Here is a 17,244-nt window from a genome sequence, read left to right as displayed (position 1 = left end):
GTGCGGTGCATGAAAAATCGCCGGGAAATTGACTTGCGCGCCCGTTTTGCCTCTCCCCGCTTGAGCATCGCTATATACGTCTGTATATTGCGCTGTTGGATGACGGCCGCCGCACGAGTGGCCGCTTTTTTGCATATCGCTATATAAAACGATATATAACGGAAGAGAACAAGATGACGATGGTGAAACAGGTAATGGCAGGCGCCGTGATGCTGGCGCTGGCGCAGACGGTGCAGGCGCAGCAGACAGCAGGCAAAGATGAGGCTGCGCCGTTCGTGCTGGGCACGGTGACGGTGATCGGCCAGCGCGAGCAGGCCGGCCAGCTGGAACAGCAGGTGGGCACGCAGGTGAGCCGCGCCGAGATGCGCCGCTTTAACCGCGACAACGTGGGCGACGCATTGAATTTGCTGTCCGGCGTGTCGCTGTCGACCAATGCGCGCAATGAGAAAACCGTCGCCATCCGCGGCTTCGATGCGCGCCAGGTGCCGCTGTACATCGACGGCATTCCCGTCTACGTGCCGTATGACGGCTATGTCGATTTCAACCGATTTACGACGGCCGACCTGGCCGCCATCCAGGTGGCCAAGGGCTTCAGTTCCGTGGCCTACGGCGCCAATACCCTGGGCGGCGCCATCAACCTGGTGTCGCGCAAACCGACGGCTTTGATGGAAGGCGATGCGTCAGTGGGATTCGGTTCGGGCAGCGAGCGCCAGGTGTCGGCCAACGTGGGCACGAATCAGGGCCTGTGGTATCTGCAGGCGGGCGTGTCCTACATCGACAGCGACGGCTTTCCCCTGTCGTCCGACTTCCGCCCCACGGCCACGGAAGACGGCGGCATGCGCAATAACGCCTATCGCAAGGACCATAAGGTGTCGTTCAAGGTGGGCCTGACGCCCGATGGCGCGCACGCGGGCGATGAATATGCGCTCAGCTACTACAAGCAGCATGGCGAAAAGGGCCAGCCGCCATCGACCAATCCCGTCGGCGCGCGCTACTGGCAGTGGCCGTACTGGAACAAGGAAAGCGTGTATCTCGTCTCGCAGACGCGTCTGGGCCAGCAGGAACGCCTGAAACTGCGCCTGTACCACGACAGCTACGACAATGAAATCACCTCCTATACAAACGGCAGCTACGCGACCCTGAAGACCAGCGGCCAGGGCAGCGTCAGCGGCGGGCGCAGCATCTATAACGACCGCACGAACGGCGGCGCGGTGGAACTCGAATCGTTCCGCCTGGCCGCGCACAGCCTGCGTTTTGTGGCCAGCTACAAGGCCGACGAGCACCAGGAACTGGGCGCCAGGGGCGTGCGCACCACCTGGTACAAGGATGCCCTGTGGACGCTGGGCGCGGAAGACAGCATCGCCCTCAATGCGGCGACGGAACTGTCGCTGGGCGTGTCGCGCAATGCACTGCGCCCGGACACCGTCTACAGCGCCGGCAATGCGTATACCTTGCCCGAGAATCAATCGGCCACCGACCTGCAGGCGGGCCTGTTCCACAAGACCGGTCTTGCATCGCGCGTGTACGCCACCGTGGCGCGCAAGTCGCGCCTGCCGACCCTGAAGGACCGCTACTCGCAGCGCCTGGGCACATATATTGAAAACCCGGCCTTGCGCGCGGAAGAGGCAATGAATTATGAGCTGGGCTACCAGGCAACCGTGCGCGGGCTGGCGCTCGATGCCGCCCTGTTCTACAGCGACGTGAAGGATAAGATCCAGAGCGTGGCGAATGTGGCGGGCGTGCGTGCGCAGATGCGCAACGCGGGCAGGGCGCACATCAGCGGCGTGGAACTGGGCGTGCGCGGCCGCGCCGGCGCCTGGCTCGATTTCGGCGGCAACTACACGTACACGGACATGAAGAACGTCAGCGACCGTGCCATCCGCCTGACGGACGTGCCGCGCCACAAGCTGACGGCGCACGCCGTGCTGCACGCGGCGCGCCAGGTCGACGTGGTGGCCATCGCGGAAGCGAACAGCGGGCGCTGGGTTTCGAACACGCTGGAGCTTGGCGGTTTTACGACAGTGAACCTGAAGACCGTGTACCGCCCCTTGCCGGCCTTGAGCCTGGAAGCGGGCGTGAGCAATCTGGCTGACCGCAACTATGCGCTGGCCGACGGTTTTCCCGGCGCTGGCCGCACCTGGCTGGCCAATGCGCAATACCAGTTCTGAGTTTTCACTGTCATGAAAGGACACAGCATGTTGAAGAAAATATTCCTTGGTTTGGCTTCGGCCGCACTGCTGGCGGCGGTCCCCGCATGGGCCGGCCCGGCGCCGGCGCGCGAGAACATGAGCCGCGCGCTCGCCGTCACGGGCAAGGTGGCAACGCCGTTGACCCTGACGGTGGCCGACCTGCGCCGGCTGCCGCAAGCCAATGGCGGGGACATCGCCGTCACGCGCCACAACGGTGACAAGGCCGAAACCATCACCAGTTACAAGGGCGTGCGCCTGCGCGACATCCTCGACAAGGCGGCGCTCGATGCGCCCGGCCACAACGACGTCAAGAAGCTCGCCATCATCGCCACGGCCACCGATGGCTATGCGGTGGTGTTTTCCTGGGGCGAGTTGTATAACTCGCCGGCCGGCGAGGGCGTGATCGTCTACTACGAAAAGAACGGCAAGGCGCTCGACGACAGCGATGGCGAGATCGCCCTCATCTCGGCGAAGGATATCCGCACGGGTCCGCGCCATGTGAAGTGGCTGAACGCCATCGAGGTGCGCAAATTGGTGGAATAGAGGCATGCTGGGGTCTGACCCGCCGGGTCAGACCCCAGCATTTTTCTAGTGGACTATTTACGCAAACATGGCACTGTTCATTGCTTGGCCCGCCACGTCGAACAATCCCCGCGCCTTTGGTGCCAAGCCCTGCATGTGTATCGATGCATGGATCATGCCGTCGAGCTGCACGCATTGCGCCGCCACGCCGTCGTCGCGCAAATACCGCGCATAGGCTTCGCCCTCGTCATGCAGCGGGTCGTACTCGCATACCAGCACCGTCGCCGGCGGCAAGTCCTTGAGCGACGTTGCCCGCAGGGGCGCCGCGTAGGCGTTTGCGCCGTCGGCCGGCTCGTTCAGGTAGGCCGACCAGCAAAAGCGCATGGCTTCCCGCGTCAGCGAATGGCCTTCCGCATAGCGCTGGTACGAGTCCGTGTCGAAGGCGAAATCGAGCGCCGGGTACAGCAGCAACTGGTGCGCCAGCGCGGGTCCCGTCTGGTCGCGCGCCATCAGGGCGGCGGCGGCCGCCAGGTTGCCGCCCGCGCTGTCGCCGCCCACGGCCAGCCGTTTCGCATCGATGCCCAGCGCCGCCGCATGTTCGGCGACCCAGCACAACGCGCGGTAAAAGTCGTTCAGTGGCACGGGGAACTTGTGCTCGGGCGCCAGCCGGTAGTCGACGGAAACGATCACGCAGCCGGTGGCGTTGGCCAGCGCGCGGCAGGGATTGTCGTACAGGTCCAGCGAGCACAGACACCATCCTCCGCCATGCGCAAAGACGATGGCCGGCAGGGGCTTGCTTGTGTCCGCGCCGGCGGGCACGTAGGCGCGCAAGGTCAGCGCATGCTCGCCCGGCAGCACGTAATCGGTGATGGATGCGACGTCTTCCAGGGGGCCATGCAGCTGGCGCAACCCCGTTTCCGTGGCCGCGCGCAGGTCCGCCAGCGAGGCGGGCGGCGGCGCATCTTTTATCTCTTCCAGCCAGGCGGCGATCAGCGGATCGAGGCTCATGCGTTGTTTCCTGACTTTTCTCCGGCCAGGAAGGGCAGCAGGTGGGCGATGAACGCTTCCGGCTGTTCTTCCATGATGAAGTGGCCGCATTCGGCGACGATGGCGCCTTGCAAATTGTCCGCCTTGCCCTGCATGGTCAGCAGCGGCGCGTCGTTGGTCGCATGGTCGGCGCCGATGGCCAGCACCGGCATGGTCAGGCTGCGTTTTGCCCGTTCCAGATTTTGACGGATGGTTTCGGGTATGGCGCGGTAGTAGGCGAAGCCGGCGCGCAAGGCGCCCGGCGTGGCATAGGCATCCGCATACACGTCGACGGCGACCTTGTCGCGGCGGTACGACCAGCGGTCGAAAATGAAGCGGATGTACTCGCGCTCCTTGCCCGCCGTGAGCATTTCCGGCAAATCGAGCACCTGGTTGAACATGAAATGCCACAGGAAGATGTTGTCGGACGGCGCGACGAAAATCGGCGGCGCGGGCGCCAGACCGGGAATCACGGCTTCCGTCAGCGCCAGTTTCGTCACGGCCTGCGGGAAATCGCTGGCCAGCGCATAGCCGACCCACATGCCGATGTCGTGACCGACCACGTCGTATTGCGCGTGGCCCAGGGCCAGCATGGCGCGGTGCAGGGTGGCGGCAACGGCGCCCGTGTCATAGCCGCCGGCCGGGCGGTCCGAGTGGCCGCTGCCCGGTGGATCGATGGCGATGGCCTGGTAGCCGCTGGCGGCCAGCGCCGCCATCACGTGGCGCCACGCATACCAGGTTTGCGGCCAGCCGGGGATCAGCAGCACGGGTTTGCCGGTGTCGGGACCGGCGATGACGCAATGCAGGCGCTGGCCGTCGATGCGGACGTAGTCGTGAATGAAGTCGTTCATATGTTTCCTTGATTAGTGATGCTCGATGCCGAGCAGGGTATTGATCTGTTGTGCGCTGACGGGTGCGCCGGCGAAGTCGTCGAAGATCTTGTCGGTGACGGGAATGATGTGGGCATTGATGAAGGCCACGCCTTCGCGCGCGCCCACCTCCTGATCCTTCAGGCAGCATTCCCATTCCAGCGTGGCCCAGCCCGCGTAATCGTTTTGCGCCATCTTCGAGAAGATGGCCTTGAAATCGACCTGGCCGTCGCCCAGCGAGCGGAAGCGCCCGGCGCGGTTTTCCCACGACTGGTAGCCGCCGTAAATGCCTTGCCGCCCCGTCGGATTGAACTCCGCATCCTTCACATGGAACATGCGGATATGGTCCTTGTAGATATCGATGAATTCCAGGTAGTTCAACTGCTGCAGCACGAAGTGGCTGGGGTCGAACAGCATCTTGCAGCGCGGGTGGCGGCCTACGCGCTCGTAAAACATCTCGAAGCTGATGCCGTCATGCAGGTCTTCGCTCGGGTGGATTTCGTAGCACAGGTTGACGCCCTGTTCCTCGCACACGTCGAGGATGGGCAGCCAGCGGCGTGCCAGTTCGTCGAAGGCCGCCTCGATCAGGCCGGGCGGGCGCTGCGGGAACGGGAACAGATATGGCCAGGCGAACGAGCCGGAGAACGTGCCCATGTCGGTCAGGCCCAGGCGTTTCGACGCCATGGCTGCCAGCTTGACCTGCTCGATGGCCCACTCGGTGCGCGCCGCCGGCTGGCCGTGCAGATGTGCCGGGGCGAAGCTGTCGCACAGCGCGTCATAGGCCGGGTGCACGGCCACCAGCTGGCCGAGGATGTGCGTCGTCAGTTCGCTGATGACCAGGCCATGGCTGGCCAGCATGGCAACGAGGTCGTCGCAGTATTGCTGGCTGTGCGCTGCTTGCGCCACGTCGAACAGGCGCGCATCCCAGGCGGGAATCTGCAGGGCCTTGAAGCCCATGCCGGCCGCCCACTCGGCGATGGCGTGCAGGGTGTTGAAGGGCGCCGTATCGGCGGCGAATTGTGCCAGGTGCAGGCTTGGTCCTTGGATGGTTTTCATATCGGCTCCTATTGTTTGTCGATCGACAAAGAATAGGCGAAATTGTTGGCGCGGTCAAGCCCGTGATGCAAAATAAATGGCGAACGCGGCGCGGGCGCCAGGCGTTATACTGGCCGCCACTTCGCAAGCAGAGGATCAAGATGGCAGGAAGACCGAGGGAATTCGACCGCGCGCTGGCGCTGGCAAAAGCGCGCGACGCGTTCTGGACGCGTGGCTACGAGGGTGTGTCGATGGCGGACCTGGTGGCGGCGCTGGGCATCGCCTCGGCGCGCATCTATGCGGCGTTCGGCTCGAAGGAGCAGCTGTTCCGCGAAGCCGTGGAGCTGTATGAAACGGGAGAGGGCGCGTTTGCCGTGCACGCGCTGGCGGCCAGCCTGAACGTGCGCGATGCGGTGGCGCGCATGCTGGAAGAAGCCGTGCTGCTGTATACGCGCAGCGGCCAGCCGCAAGGCTGCATGGTGGTCACGGCCGCCACCAACACGAGCGCGGAAAACGCGGGCATCGCCGACTGGCTGGCGCAGCACCGCCGCGCGCGCACGCAAGCCGTCATCGAGCGCCTGCGCGCGGCGCAGCTGGCGGGGGAATTAAAGGCGGAGGCGGACGTGCAGGCGCTGGGCGACTACTATGCGGCCTTGCTGCATGGCTTGTCGGTGCAGGCGCGCGACGGCATTCCGGCCGAACGGCTGCTGGCGCTGATTGCGCCGGCGATGGCGCCATTGGCGCTGGAAATGCAAAAGCAGGCTATCTAAGCGCTAGTGACTGTGCTTAAGTCTTGACGTCGATCAGGCTGCCCAGTGCCTGGTCGGCCGCCTTGACGACGTTCGCCGACAGGTTGAAACCGGCCTTGTAGACGAGGTTATCGGTCAGTTCGGAAGCGAGGCCCACGCCGTTCGGCCGGCTTTCGGACGCCTTGGCCGCATTGGCATTGGCGCCGCTGACGCTTTCGCTGGCGGCCAGCTTGCGCCCCTCGACGGAGAGGGTGACGCCCGTGCCGGCCGGGCTGGCTTCCTGGAACTGGGCTTGCTGCGGCTGGAAGCCCGGCGTATTCGCATTGGCGATATTGTTGGCGGCCACATCCAGCGCGCGCTGGTTGGCGGTCAGCCCCGAGGTACCGGTGGTGAGGGCGGATATGGACATGGCAACTCCTTCAGAATACGCCCAGTTTACTCCCGTCTGCGGAAAAAGTGTGGTGGCGCAAGGCAACAATTTTTCCCGTAGGTGCTTGCCGAAAAAAATATGTACGTCACGTAATTTTTTTATATTGTTCTGTGGCATTTCACTGCCTAGACTGGCAGGGAAGTCATCCACGGAGTCCGTCATTTTCCACCTGTTACGCCCCATTTTTCTGGGTTTGCTGCTCAGCCTGCCTTGCCTGCCCCTGAAAGCCCAGCTTGTTCCCTCTCAGCTACCGCTCGATGCGCGCCTGAACGAGCAAGTCATCATGGTGCCGGCCGGCGACGGCTTGCGCGAGACGCTGGAGACGACGGTGTTTCGTCCCCCCGGCTCCGGCCCGTTTCCCTTGCTGCTGATGAATCACGGCAAGCAGGCCGGCCCGGCCCGGCTGCAGCAGCGCGAGCGCTTCATCTATATGGCGACCGAGTTCGTGCGCCGCGGCTATGCCGTGATGCTGCCGATGCGCGCCGGCTTTGCGCGCTCCACGGGCGCCTACCGCGATTTCGGCTGCGACATGCTGGGCAACGCCCAGGGCCAGGCGCGCGACATGCTCGCCGCACTCGCGTATGCGCGCCGCCAGAGCTGGGTCGACCCGCAGCGCATCGTCGTCGCGGGGCAGTCGTACGGCGGCATGGCGGCGCTGGCACTGGCCACACGGATGGTGCCCGGCGTGCGCGGCGTGCTCAATTTTGCGGGCGGCTTGCGCGTCGACATGCCCGGCTGCGACTGGCAAGGGGCGCTGACCAAGACCTTCGCCACCCTGGGCGCCTACAACCACATTCCCAGCCTGTGGCTGTATGGCGCGAATGATTCGTATTTTTCGCCGGCGCTGGCGCGGCGGCTGTTCAATTCCTTTACCGGTTCAGGCGGCCGGGCGCAGCTGCTGGCCTATGGCCCGTTCAAGCGCGACGCCCACCTGACCCTGGGCAGCCGCGATGGGGTGGCCGTGTGGCTGCCCGCTACCGAGCGCTTCCTGGCGAAGATCGGCATGCCGGTGCGCCAGGTCTACCGCGTGGCCGAGGCGCCGGCGCCGCCCGCCACGCATTTCGCGCCGCAGGACGATATCGCCGCCGTGCCCTACCTGGAAGAGCAGGGCCGCGCCGCCTACCGCGTCTTCCTGGAAAAAACCGCGCCGCGCGCCTTTGCCTTGTCGGCCAGCGGCGCCTGGGGCTGGGCCGAGGAGGGCGAAAGCCCCGATGTGCGCGCGCTCGCTTCGTGCCAGCGCCGCAGCAGCCTGCCATGCCAGCTGTATTCGGTCGATGAAAGCGTTGTTTGGCCCGTCGCCGGCGCCAGCGCGAGCGCCGCCGGCGGCGCGCAATAGGCTGCCGCGCACGATAGTTGTCGCCGAAACGGGGGATGGGCGAATATACTAGTCGAAAAGGGAGGCGTTGCGCTTCCCGTCCGCCCTTATCATCAGCGAGAATTCACCCTTATGGCGTCATCCCCAGAAAACCTCAGCATGGCCGTGTTTTGCGACTTCGAGAACGTCGCGCTCGGCGTGCGAGATGCAAATTACGAAAAATTCGATATCAAGCCCATCCTCGAACGCTTGCTGCTCAAGGGCAGCATCGTTGTCAAGAAGGCATATTGCGACTGGGATCGTTATAAAAGTTTCAAGGGCACCATGCATGAGGCGAACTTCGAACTGATCGAAATTCCCCACGTGCGCCAGTCCGGCAAGAATTCGGCCGACATCCGCCTCGTCGTCGATGCACTGGACCTGTGCTACACCAAGGCCCACGTGAACACCTTCGTCATCATCAGCGGCGATTCCGATTTTTCGCCGCTGGTGTCGAAACTGCGCGAAAACGCCAAGCAGGTGATCGGCGTGGGCGTCAAGCAGTCGACCTCCGACCTGCTGGTGGCCAACTGCGACGAATTCATTTTCTACGATGACCTGGTGCGCGAGAGCCGCCGCACGGCCGCCAAGCGCGACGCGCGCGAAACTCCGGCGGCCAAGCGCTCGCCCGACGAGGAAGTGCGCCGCAAGGAAAAATACGAGTCGCGCAAGACGGAAGCGATCGAAATGGCCGTCGCCACCTTCGACGCGCTGGTCTCGGAGCGCGGCGACAGCGGCAAGATCTGGGCCTCGATGCTGAAGGAAGCGATCAAGCGCCGCAAGCCGGACTTCAGCGAATCGTATTACGGTTTCCGCACCTTCGGCAACCTGCTGGAAGAAGCGCAGACGCGCGGCTTGCTGGAATTCGGCCGCGACGAGAAATCGGGCGCCTATGTCTACCGCAGCAGCGGCCTGGTGCCTGTCGCTGCGCCCGTGAGCGGGGAAGTCGCCAGTGACGTCATCGCCAGCGGCGAAGCCGGCGCGACGACGGAAGAGGGCAATCACCGCGATGGCGGCAGCCGCCGCGATTCGCGCCGCAATGGCCGTGGCGGCCGCAAGCAGAACGAGCAGCGCCGCGGCGAGTCCGCGCCACAGGCTTTTGTGCCGGTGGCCGACGTGGAAACGGCCGTCGAGCAGTATGCGCCGGCGCCGCAGCCGGAGATCGTGCATGAATTGGCCGAAGCCGCAGTCGAGGTCGTGGCGGAAGAGGGCAACGCCAAGCGCGGTTCGCGCCGCAATGGCCGTGGCGGCCGCAAGAACGGCGATGGCGGCCGTGAAGCGCGTGCCGAGGTGGTCGAGGTGGCGGTGGCGGAAGCCATGCCTGCGCCCGTGCCTGAACCTGTAGCCGAAGCGATCGTGGAAGCGGCCGCCGAAGCGAAGCCGAAGGCCAAGCCGCGCACGCCGGCGCGCAAGACGGCAGCGGCGAAGAAGCCGGCCAAAAAGGCGGCTGAAGCCGTGGCGGAAGCGGCGCCTGTGATTGCGGCGGCGCCGGTGGAAGCGGCCGTCGTGGCGGAAGACAAGCCGGCCAAGGCCCCGCGCAAGGCCCCGGCACGCCGTCCCGCGCGCAAGAAGGCGGAAGCGGCTTGATTGACCGCTCGCAGCGGAAGGCTGGGGTCAGACGGGGACGCCGAGTCCCGACGGGTCTGACCCCGGGTGTCTGTTGCGTCTTAGCAAAGCGGTGTTAAGCATGTACTACGGTGAACGGTTCAACAGCATTTCCCATACGGTGGGCGCCGCGCTGGCGGCCATCGGCGGCGTCATCCTGATCGTCGCGGCGGCCCGCACGGGCGACCCCTGGAAAATCGTCAGCTGCAGCGTGTATGCGGCCATGCTGCTGACCCTGTACCTGACTTCCACCCTGTACCACAGCGTGCGCGGCAAGGCCAAGGCCGTGCTGCAGCGGCTCGACCATTGCGCCATCTACCTGCTCATCGCGGGCACCTACACGCCCTTCATGCTGGTGACCCTGCGCGGTCCCTGGGGCTGGTCGCTGTTCGGCGTCGTCTGGGGCCTGGCGCTGTTTGGCATCGTGCAGGAATATGTGTATGCGAAAGGCGCGCGCATCCTGTCGCTGGTGATTTACGTGGCCATGGGCTGGCTGATCGTCATCGGCATCAAGCCGCTGCTGGCGGCGCTCGAGTGGAACGGTTTCCTGTGGCTGGTGGCGGGCGGGCTGTGCTACACGGGCGGTATCGCTTTCTATGCCACCGATCACAAGCTGCGCCATGGCCACGGCATCTGGCACCTGTTCGTGCTGGCTGGCAGCAGTTGCCACTTTATCGCCATTTTGTTCTACGTTGCCTGACGTAGCGCGCAGCCGGGCCACCCTCGCTGACTATTGCCTGTAATCCATTATAATGCCCTGATCTGTGAAACAAGGGCAAGAATGGACATCAACTCGGACGACCTGAAAATCTTCGTCACCGTCATCGACAGCGGCACCCTGAGCGCGGCCGCCGTGCACCTGGGACAAACCACCTCCGGCGTCAGCCGGGCGCTGTCGCGCCTGGAAGACAAGCTGGCCACGTCGCTGCTGACGCGCACCACGCGGCGCATGGAGCTGACGGAAGAAGGGCAGCTGTTCCTGGACAAGGCGCGCGCCATCCTCGCTTCGATGGAAGACGTGGAAGAGTCGATCCGCATCCGCCGCCAGAAGCCGGCCGGGCGGCTGTCCGTCGATGCCGCTTCGCCCTTCATGCTCCACTGCGTGGTGCCCCACGTGGCCGAATTTCGCGCCATGTATCCGGAGATCCGCCTGGAGCTGACCAGCAACGACCAGATCGCCGACCTGCTCGAGCACCGCACCGATATCGCCATCCGCATCGGCGCCCTGGTCGACTCGACCCTGCATGCGCGCGCCCTGACTGCCAGCCCGCTGCACGTGCTGGCCACGCCCGCCTATCTGGCGCGCCACGGCGAACCGGCCACGCCGGAAGCGCTGGCCGGCCATGCGCTGCTGGGCTTTGCCCAGTACGACCTGGGCAACAACTGGCCGCTGCGCCACGCAGCGGGCAACAGCCTGCAGATCGTGCCCGCGCTGGCCGCCTCCAGCGGCGAAACCCTGCGCCAGCTGGCCCTGCACGACCAGGGCATCGTCTGCCTGTCCGACTTCATGACGAAGGACGATATCGCCGCCGGCCGCCTGGTGAATGTGCTGCAGCCGTTCTACACGGGCTACCGCCAGCAGATCCATGCCGTCTACTACCGCAACACGCAGCTGGCGCAGCGCATCAGCTGCTTTCTCGAATTCCTGCAGCACAAGCTGTAGGCCGGGTATGAAGGGGAAGGGCATGCAGTGTCCCACCTGCGGCGAATACGGCGACCTGATCCTTGCGAAAGTCAGAAAGACGGGGCAGGAGGTGGTCGTTTGCACCGAATGCGACAACCTGTGGGCCGAGCCGGGCAGCGCGCCCGACATCGACGCCAGCGAGGGCGTGGCGGAGTTTCTGGCGGCAGCCGGTCTTGCTGACGACTGGGAGGAACTGGCGCTGCTCGCCAGGCTGCCGGCCGGCTAGCCTGCGCGCACGCGCGTCAGGCCGCGGCGTTCGCTTCCTTCGTTTCGGCCCGCAGCAGCAGTTCCACCTCGTGCGCAGGCAGCGGGTGACTGAAGTAATAGCCTTGCGCCTCGTCGCAGCCGTGCTGACGCAGGTAGTCCAGCTGCTCGGCCGTTTCCACGCCTTCGGCCACCACGCGCAGTTTCAGATTGTGCGCCAGGGCGATGATGGAGACGACGATGGCTGCGTCGTCCGCGTCGCGCGCCACGTCGCCGACGAAACTGCGGTCGATCTTCAGCACGTCGATGGGGAAGGTGCGCAGGTAGGCGAAGCTGGAATAGCCGGTGCCGAAGTCGTCGATCGACAGCTGCACTCCCAGCGCCTTCATGTCGTGCAGCTGGCTGACGGCCAGCGCCACGTCGTGCATGAACAGGCTTTCCGTCAGTTCCAGTTCCAGGCAGGCGGGCGGCAGGCCCGTTTCCAGCAGCACTGCGGCGATCGAGGCGACCAGGTTCGGCTCGTTGAACTGGCGCGCCGACAGGTTCACGGCCAGGCGCAGCGGGTCCAGCCCCGCCGCATGCCAGCGTTTCACCTGCGCGCACGCCTCGCGCATGACCCAGGCGCCGATCGGCACGATCAGGCCCGTATCTTCCGCCAGCGCGATGAAGCGCTGCGGCGCCACCATGCCCAGGTCCGGATGCTGCCAGCGCAGCAGCGCTTCCACGCCGACGATGCGCCCGCTGGCCAGGTCCAGCTGCGGCTGGTAATGCAGCACGAACTGTTCGCGCTCCAGGGCGTTGCGCAGCGCCGTCTCGATGCGCAGACGCTCCAGGGTGGCCTGGTTCATGGCCGTCGTGTAGAACTTGATGTTGTTGCGGCCCTGTTTCTTGGCGCAGTACATGGCGATGTCGGCCTGCTCGATCAGGTTCTGCGTCTCGCCATTCAGGGTCACGTCGCCGGGAGCGTCGTGGCGCGACATGTCGTAGACGGCTACGCCGATGCTGCAGGTGACGAAGAATTCCTTGCCATCGAGTAATACCGGCTGGGCCACGGCATCCATCACGCGCTGCACGATGGCGGCGCTGAGCGCTTCGTCGGCCTGTTCGCACAGGATGGCGACGAATTCGTCGCCCGACAGGCGCGCCACCGTATCGGTTTCGCGCAGGCTGGCCTGCAGGCGCGTGGCGATGGTTTTCAGCAGCAGGTCGCCGGCCTTGTGACCGAGGCTGTCGTTGACGAACTTGAAGCGGTCGAGGTCGATCAACAGCACCCACAGCGCGCGGTTCTTGCGGCGCGACAGGGCCATCGCTTGCGCCAGGCGGTCGCGCAGCAGGGCGCGGTTGGGCAAGCCCGTCAGCACGTCGTGGTGGGCGATGTGCTGGATTTGCTGCTCGGCCAGCTTGCGTTCCGTGATTTCGGAACCCGTGCCCCGGTAGCCGCGAAATTCGCCGAACTCGTTGAACAGCGGTTCGCCATTGACGCTGAACCAGCGCAGCTGGCCATTGCGGTCGTGCATCGCATATTCGAGGTTGGAAAAGGGCAGGTGGGCTTCCAGGTTGGCGATATGCTGCTTGCCCCAGCGCGAATTGCGCATCTCCGGGTTGTTGTCCCAGCGCGTCATGCCTATGAAGCGTTCCAGCGGCATGTTCGACTTGTCCGTGAAGCCGCTGGTGATGTGGGTGAAGCAGAAGTTGGCGTCCTGCTCCCAGTACCAGTCCGAGGACAAGGCCAGCAGGCGGCGGAAGCGCTTTTCGCTTTCCTGCAGGGCGCGTTCCGTGCGCTGGCGCGCGCGCACGTCGGCGCTGAGCAGCTCGTTGCTGCGCTTGAGGTCGGCAGTGCGCTGCTCCACCAGCAGCTGCACGCGGCGCGAGCGCTGCGTCAGCGATTGCACGAAGGCGGCCGTCAGCAAGCTGAACAGCAAGCCCATGATCACGGTGAACAGCGAGCCCAGGTGGTCGGCCAGGAAGGGCCGCGGATGGGCCACCACGCGCACGTGCCAGGGCCGGCCGGCGGAAAAAAAAGCACGGTCATAATGGCTGTGGTAGGCAAAGTGCAGCCAGCGCGGCAGCACCTCCCAGGTGACGCCTGCTTCGTCGGCAGGCGCCTGGCCGTGCCGGAAGATCAACTGGCGCGGGTCGGCGCCGGCGTCGGCATAGACGCTCAGTTCAAGCTGCGGGTCGCCCAGCAGGTCGGCGCCGGCGAGGATTTTCTGCACCAGTTCGCCAGCGCGCACGATGGCCGCCGTATCGCCGATCAGCGCCGCGCGCCGCTGCTGCACCGTTTGCAGGGGCACGCCGTGGCGGTACACGGGCCGTACGATGACGAAGCCCTGCTGCGGTCCCTGCGCCAGGGTCAGCAGGCCTGTGGCGGTGGTCTGGCCGCTGATGATCGATTGTTCCAGCGCGCGCGCCAGCATGCCGCTCGGGCTGACGTTCAGGCCGAAGGCGGGGCGGTTGCCCTGCAAGGGTTCGAGATAGTCGACCACCATGTAGCTGGCCCGCGTCGTCGCGGGCACGATGACGCCGTCGCGCATTTCCATCATGGCGTAGTCGGGCACGATGCGCCGCAGCTCGGCTTCGAATGCCGCGCGCTGCGCATGCGGCACGATGCGGTGGAAATTAAAGGCCTGGATGAACGGGTGGCGCTGCAGCAGCGGCGTGGTGAAGTCGTGGAACTGTTCGCGCGTGACGGGCACGACGGCGGCAAACAGCTGGTTCGTCGTGGTCAGTACCTCGACCGCGTCGTCGAGTCCCTGCTCGATGGCGGCCACCCTGGCGCCGGCGCGTTGCTGCAGGCTCAGGCTCATCTTGTCGTATTCGAGCTGGCTGATGGCGGCGAACAGCACGGCCGTCACGCTGACGCCGCAGGCGAAGGTCAGCGCGGCCGCGGCGGAAATCGACAATGGCAGGCGGCCACGCAGCATGGTTTTTCCTATCTCACTTCATGGACACAATTGCTCGGCAGCACCTGCCGGCCCGCGCAGGCCGTAGTTTGTCATAAACCACATCCATCATGCGAATTTTGTACCAGATCGCTGCTAATAAGCAACAATATAGATGGCCATGGCGGACGACTATCAGTTGTCGCGTGCGCCTGATTGCCGGCGCAAACGCCACAGTTGCCATGCCGGCAGCAGCCGGTTCAGGAAAGCCAGGCCGCATACCCGGCGCCAGCGCACCAGGCGCACGACGCGCACGGCGCGGCCGTCGGCGCCTTGGCCTTGCTCAGGCTTGGCGGCGAAGATGATGCGGTTGTTGCCGGCGATGCCGTCGAAGTGACAGACGGCGCCGCGGAAGGTGAGCATCAGGCGCGCCAGCATGGCGGGATAGTGCTCGTCATAACTGAACAGGTTGGCCGCCAGCACGCCGCCGGGCAGCAGGGCGCGCAGGCAGTCCGCATAGAAGCGCGCGCTGCCGAGGGCGGGCGGCAAGCCCGTTTCGTCGTAGCCGTCGAGCAGCAGCACGTCGGCGCAGCCCGGATGCTGGCGGATATAGCTGACGGCATCCGTCTCGATGATGCGCAGGCGCGCGTCGTCGGGCGGCAGCATGAACTGCTCGCGCAGGGCGATCACGTCGGCGCGCAGTTCCAGCACGGTGATGCGCGTATCAGGCAGGTGGCGGTGGCAGAATTTCAGCAGCGAACCGCCGCCCAGGCCCACCATCAGGATATGCCGCGGGCGCGGCACGAACAGGGTAAAGCACATCATGGCGCGCGCATAGCGCAGCAGCAGATGGTCGGGGCGCGACAGCAGCATTTCGCTCTGGATCATGCCGGGCTGGAATTCCAGGCGGCGCCGGTCGCCACAGGTATGCACCTGCGGGGCAAGTGGGGTGGTGCTTCTGTGTTCCGGCATGGGACGACTTCGCTGAGTGGACTGGGGAAGATGCTTTGTTGCATTCAGAGAAATCTGATAAGCTCCCGTGAGCATACCCGATTAATCCGCGCCGAGCATGCGTATATGCAGATATACGGCGCGCGGCGGCACGGCCGCGCAGTCGGGCACCATGGAGACAAGCATGTTTTTGGATCACCCCATTATTACGGCGACGAACAGTTTTACGGAGCCTGACCGCATCGAGCGGCTGACGCGCGTGTACGGCTACGCGGCGGCGCTGGCGGACCAGGCCGGCAATGTAGGCTTCATTGAAAAAGTGGCGCAGATCCACGACCACAAGGGCACCCTCATCGTGTTCTGGCACGAAGCGCCCAGCGACGTGGAAAAGCAGTATTTCGTGCAGGCGTGGGCCAGCAAGATCGGCGACGGCAGCACCAATGTCGAACACGAAATCTGACACAGCGTGCCGCGGCGGCGCGGCGATGGCGTAGCCCATGGATATCAAGACCCTGGTACTGGCCCTGGCGCTCGGCAACCTGAGCCTGTGCGCGGCCCTGTTTTTCTTCGAATACGAGCGCAAAAAGTCGCTCAGCATGTCCACCTGGGCGGTGGCCAAGCAATGCCAGGCCATCGCCTGGTGCCTGCTGTATTTCCGCGGCGTGCTGCCCGATTTCCTCTCCATCCTGCTCGGCAACAGCCTGCTGTTTGCCGGCATGGCGCTCGATGCGGGCGCGCTGTGGCAGGCGGCCGGGCGCGGCGGCTGGCGACGTTATGTCTTGCCGGCGCTGGGCCTGTCGGTGGCCCTGTTTGCCGCCTGCTACCTGTTCGACGTGGCGCCGCTGCTGCGCAGCGCCGGCGGCTCGCTCATCGTGGCCGGCTTTTTCCTCGCCGGCGTGGCCGCCCTGTGCCTGAAATGGCGCGAGGCGAGCATGCTGCGCCGCTTCCTCGTCGTCAGCATGGGCGTGCTGTCCTTGCTGATCGCCGCGCGCGGCGTGCTTGCCGCCACCGTTCCCGGTTTCGATGCGGAGCTGATGCAGCTGGCCGGCTTCGGCGCCCTGTACCTGATGATGCTGACGAACGCCTTCGGCTATCTGCTGCTGTCGCGTGAAAAACTGGGCGGCGAGCTGGCGCGCCTGGAAGTGCTCGACGCGGCCACGGGCGTGCCGAACCGGCGCGGCTTTTACCAGGCGCTGGCGCCGTGGATGGCGCTGGCGCGCCGGCCCGGCTTGCCGACGGCGCTGGTGGTGCTCAATATCGACCATTTTAAAAGAGTCAACGACAGCTACGGCCATCCGGTCGGCGATGCGGTGCTCAAAACCATCGTCGACACCTGCCGCCAGCAGCTGCGCGACAGCGACCTGATGGGCCGCCTGGGCGGCGCCGAATTCGCCATCCAGCTGCCGCGCACGACTCTGGCCGATGCGCTGATGGTGGCCGAACGCATCCGCGCCGCCGTCGAAGCGCTGCCCGTCAAGACGGAGCGTGCCGTGCTGCAGCTGACGGCCAGCCTGGGCGTGACCACCATCCGCGCCGAAGACAGCACCGTCAGCCTGTTCAAGCGGGCCGACGAGGCGCTGCAGGCGGCCAAGCAGGCGGGCCGCAACAGGGTGGTGGAGGCGCAGGGCGCCAGCACCCTCGATATCTAAGGCTCTGTTCCCGCTAAGTAGGGGAAGTTCAGGAATCTTCCCCAGCCCCGGCTGTCTGACTGTATATATCAGACAAACGGGAGCCTTTCATGCAG

General features: G+C 65.2%; 16 protein-coding genes. 10 read left to right on the top strand and 6 right to left on the bottom strand.

The window, feature by feature from the left end; translation table 11 throughout:
• Positions 1–173: 173 nt before the first annotated feature.
• Both AC1Q6X_RS26080 and AC1Q6X_RS26075 read left to right on the top strand, forming a co-directional pair.
• Positions 174–2,168: a TonB-dependent receptor plug domain-containing protein gene (locus AC1Q6X_RS26080; RefSeq protein ID WP_492498848.1), complete on the top strand. Its 1,995-nt coding sequence runs from the start codon at positions 174–176 to the stop codon at positions 2,166–2,168.
• Positions 2,169–2,195: 27 nt separating this feature from the next.
• The gene (locus AC1Q6X_RS26075; protein ID WP_492498847.1) at positions 2,196–2,732 is read left to right on the top strand and encodes a molybdopterin-dependent oxidoreductase; all 537 of its coding nucleotides are present in this window, start codon (positions 2,196–2,198) and stop codon (positions 2,730–2,732) included.
• 57 nt (positions 2,733–2,789) lie between these two features.
• Here the strand turns inward: AC1Q6X_RS26075 and lipP1 are convergent, their stop codons facing one another.
• The 3 genes from lipP1 to AC1Q6X_RS26060 are packed head-to-tail and all read right to left on the bottom strand — an operon-like array spanning position 2,790 to position 5,662.
• Positions 2,790–3,719 carry a LipP1 family hormone-sensitive lipase gene (gene lipP1, locus AC1Q6X_RS26070; RefSeq protein ID WP_492498846.1) on the bottom strand — a complete coding sequence of 310 codons (930 nt, stop codon included), beginning with the start codon at positions 3,717–3,719 and terminating at the stop codon, positions 2,790–2,792.
• Positions 3,716–4,588: an alpha/beta fold hydrolase gene (locus AC1Q6X_RS26065; RefSeq protein ID WP_492498845.1), complete on the bottom strand. Its 873-nt coding sequence runs from the start codon at positions 4,586–4,588 to the stop codon at positions 3,716–3,718. Before AC1Q6X_RS26065 ends, lipP1 begins: the two co-directional genes overlap by 4 nt.
• A gap of 12 nt (positions 4,589–4,600) precedes the next feature.
• Positions 4,601–5,662, bottom strand: coding sequence for a sugar phosphate isomerase/epimerase family protein (locus AC1Q6X_RS26060; RefSeq protein WP_492498844.1), 1,062 nt, complete (start codon positions 5,660–5,662; stop codon positions 4,601–4,603).
• Between the two features lie 140 nt (positions 5,663–5,802).
• Between AC1Q6X_RS26060 and AC1Q6X_RS26055 the strand changes: the two genes are divergently transcribed.
• On the top strand, positions 5,803–6,411 hold the full coding sequence (locus AC1Q6X_RS26055; RefSeq protein ID WP_070311457.1) for a TetR/AcrR family transcriptional regulator: 609 nt from the start codon (positions 5,803–5,805) through the stop codon (positions 6,409–6,411).
• 16 nt (positions 6,412–6,427) lie between these two features.
• Here AC1Q6X_RS26055 and AC1Q6X_RS26050 read toward each other — a convergent pair whose 3' ends face one another.
• A complete protein-coding gene (locus tag AC1Q6X_RS26050; RefSeq protein WP_070311456.1) occupies positions 6,428–6,799 on the bottom strand; it encodes a flagellar basal body protein in 372 nt (123 codons plus the stop codon).
• Positions 6,800–7,013: 214 nt separating this feature from the next.
• Here AC1Q6X_RS26050 and AC1Q6X_RS26045 point away from each other — a divergent pair, with 214 nt between their 5' ends.
• The 5 genes from AC1Q6X_RS26045 (at position 7,014) to AC1Q6X_RS26025 (ending at position 11,689) form a co-directional block, all read left to right on the top strand.
• Entirely contained in the window at positions 7,014–8,156 is a 1,143-nt protein-coding gene (locus AC1Q6X_RS26045; protein ID WP_492498843.1) for a dienelactone hydrolase family protein, read from the top strand.
• A gap of 111 nt (positions 8,157–8,267) precedes the next feature.
• Positions 8,268–9,761: an NYN domain-containing protein gene (locus AC1Q6X_RS26040; protein ID WP_492498842.1), complete on the top strand. Its 1,494-nt coding sequence runs from the start codon at positions 8,268–8,270 to the stop codon at positions 9,759–9,761.
• A gap of 100 nt (positions 9,762–9,861) precedes the next feature.
• Complete coding sequence (gene trhA / locus AC1Q6X_RS26035) at positions 9,862–10,479, top strand: PAQR family membrane homeostasis protein TrhA (RefSeq protein ID WP_492498841.1); 618 nt, start codon at positions 9,862–9,864, stop codon at positions 10,477–10,479.
• 81 nt (positions 10,480–10,560) lie between these two features.
• Positions 10,561–11,442: a LysR substrate-binding domain-containing protein gene (locus AC1Q6X_RS26030; RefSeq protein WP_492498840.1), complete on the top strand. Its 882-nt coding sequence runs from the start codon at positions 10,561–10,563 to the stop codon at positions 11,440–11,442.
• Positions 11,443–11,464: 22 nt separating this feature from the next.
• Positions 11,465–11,689 (top strand): hypothetical protein, encoded by a 225-nt coding sequence (locus AC1Q6X_RS26025; RefSeq protein WP_070289679.1) that lies wholly within the window; start codon positions 11,465–11,467, stop codon positions 11,687–11,689.
• A gap of 16 nt (positions 11,690–11,705) precedes the next feature.
• Here the strand turns inward: AC1Q6X_RS26025 and AC1Q6X_RS26020 are convergent, their stop codons facing one another.
• Positions 11,706–14,591, bottom strand: a complete 2,886-nt coding sequence (locus AC1Q6X_RS26020) for a bifunctional diguanylate cyclase/phosphodiesterase (RefSeq protein ID WP_070311452.1) — start codon at positions 14,589–14,591, stop codon at positions 11,706–11,708.
• A gap of 153 nt (positions 14,592–14,744) precedes the next feature.
• Entirely contained in the window at positions 14,745–15,521 is a 777-nt protein-coding gene (locus AC1Q6X_RS26015; protein WP_070222982.1) for a spermine/spermidine synthase domain-containing protein, read from the bottom strand.
• A gap of 163 nt (positions 15,522–15,684) precedes the next feature.
• Between AC1Q6X_RS26015 and AC1Q6X_RS26010 the strand changes: the two genes are divergently transcribed.
• A complete protein-coding gene (locus tag AC1Q6X_RS26010; RefSeq protein WP_070222980.1) occupies positions 15,685–15,960 on the top strand; it encodes a hypothetical protein in 276 nt (91 codons plus the stop codon).
• Positions 15,961–15,997: 37 nt separating this feature from the next.
• Complete coding sequence (locus tag AC1Q6X_RS26005) at positions 15,998–17,149, top strand: GGDEF domain-containing protein (RefSeq protein ID WP_070222978.1); 1,152 nt, start codon at positions 15,998–16,000, stop codon at positions 17,147–17,149.
• Positions 17,150–17,244 lie beyond the last annotated feature (95 nt).

The organism is Janthinobacterium sp. GW823-FHT06H09, from assembly GCF_058794735.1.
The sequence above is the reverse complement of the archived record's forward strand: the minus strand, read 5'-3'. Positions and strand labels throughout refer to the sequence as shown.

Coding starts and splice junctions, on each gene's coding strand:
- AC1Q6X_RS26080 (WP_492498848.1), top strand. CDS start 174: ATGACGATGGTGAAACAGGTAATGGCAGGCGCCGTGATGCTGGCGCTG.
- AC1Q6X_RS26075 (WP_492498847.1), top strand. CDS start 2,196: ATGTTGAAGAAAATATTCCTTGGTTTGGCTTCGGCCGCACTGCTGGCG.
- lipP1 (WP_492498846.1), bottom strand. CDS start 3,719: ATGAGCCTCGATCCGCTGATCGCCGCCTGGCTGGAAGAGATAAAAGAT.
- AC1Q6X_RS26065 (WP_492498845.1), bottom strand. CDS start 4,588: ATGAACGACTTCATTCACGACTACGTCCGCATCGACGGCCAGCGCCTG.
- AC1Q6X_RS26060 (WP_492498844.1), bottom strand. CDS start 5,662: ATGAAAACCATCCAAGGACCAAGCCTGCACCTGGCACAATTCGCCGCC.
- AC1Q6X_RS26055 (WP_070311457.1), top strand. CDS start 5,803: ATGGCAGGAAGACCGAGGGAATTCGACCGCGCGCTGGCGCTGGCAAAA.
- AC1Q6X_RS26050 (WP_070311456.1), bottom strand. CDS start 6,799: ATGTCCATATCCGCCCTCACCACCGGTACCTCGGGGCTGACCGCCAAC.
- AC1Q6X_RS26040 (WP_492498842.1), top strand. CDS start 8,268: ATGGCGTCATCCCCAGAAAACCTCAGCATGGCCGTGTTTTGCGACTTC.
- trhA (WP_492498841.1), top strand. CDS start 9,862: ATGTACTACGGTGAACGGTTCAACAGCATTTCCCATACGGTGGGCGCC.
- AC1Q6X_RS26030 (WP_492498840.1), top strand. CDS start 10,561: ATGGACATCAACTCGGACGACCTGAAAATCTTCGTCACCGTCATCGAC.
- AC1Q6X_RS26025 (WP_070289679.1), top strand. CDS start 11,465: ATGCAGTGTCCCACCTGCGGCGAATACGGCGACCTGATCCTTGCGAAA.
- AC1Q6X_RS26020 (WP_070311452.1), bottom strand. CDS start 14,591: ATGCTGCGTGGCCGCCTGCCATTGTCGATTTCCGCCGCGGCCGCGCTG.
- AC1Q6X_RS26015 (WP_070222982.1), bottom strand. CDS start 15,521: ATGCCGGAACACAGAAGCACCACCCCACTTGCCCCGCAGGTGCATACC.
- AC1Q6X_RS26010 (WP_070222980.1), top strand. CDS start 15,685: ATGTTTTTGGATCACCCCATTATTACGGCGACGAACAGTTTTACGGAG.
- AC1Q6X_RS26005 (WP_070222978.1), top strand. CDS start 15,998: ATGGATATCAAGACCCTGGTACTGGCCCTGGCGCTCGGCAACCTGAGC.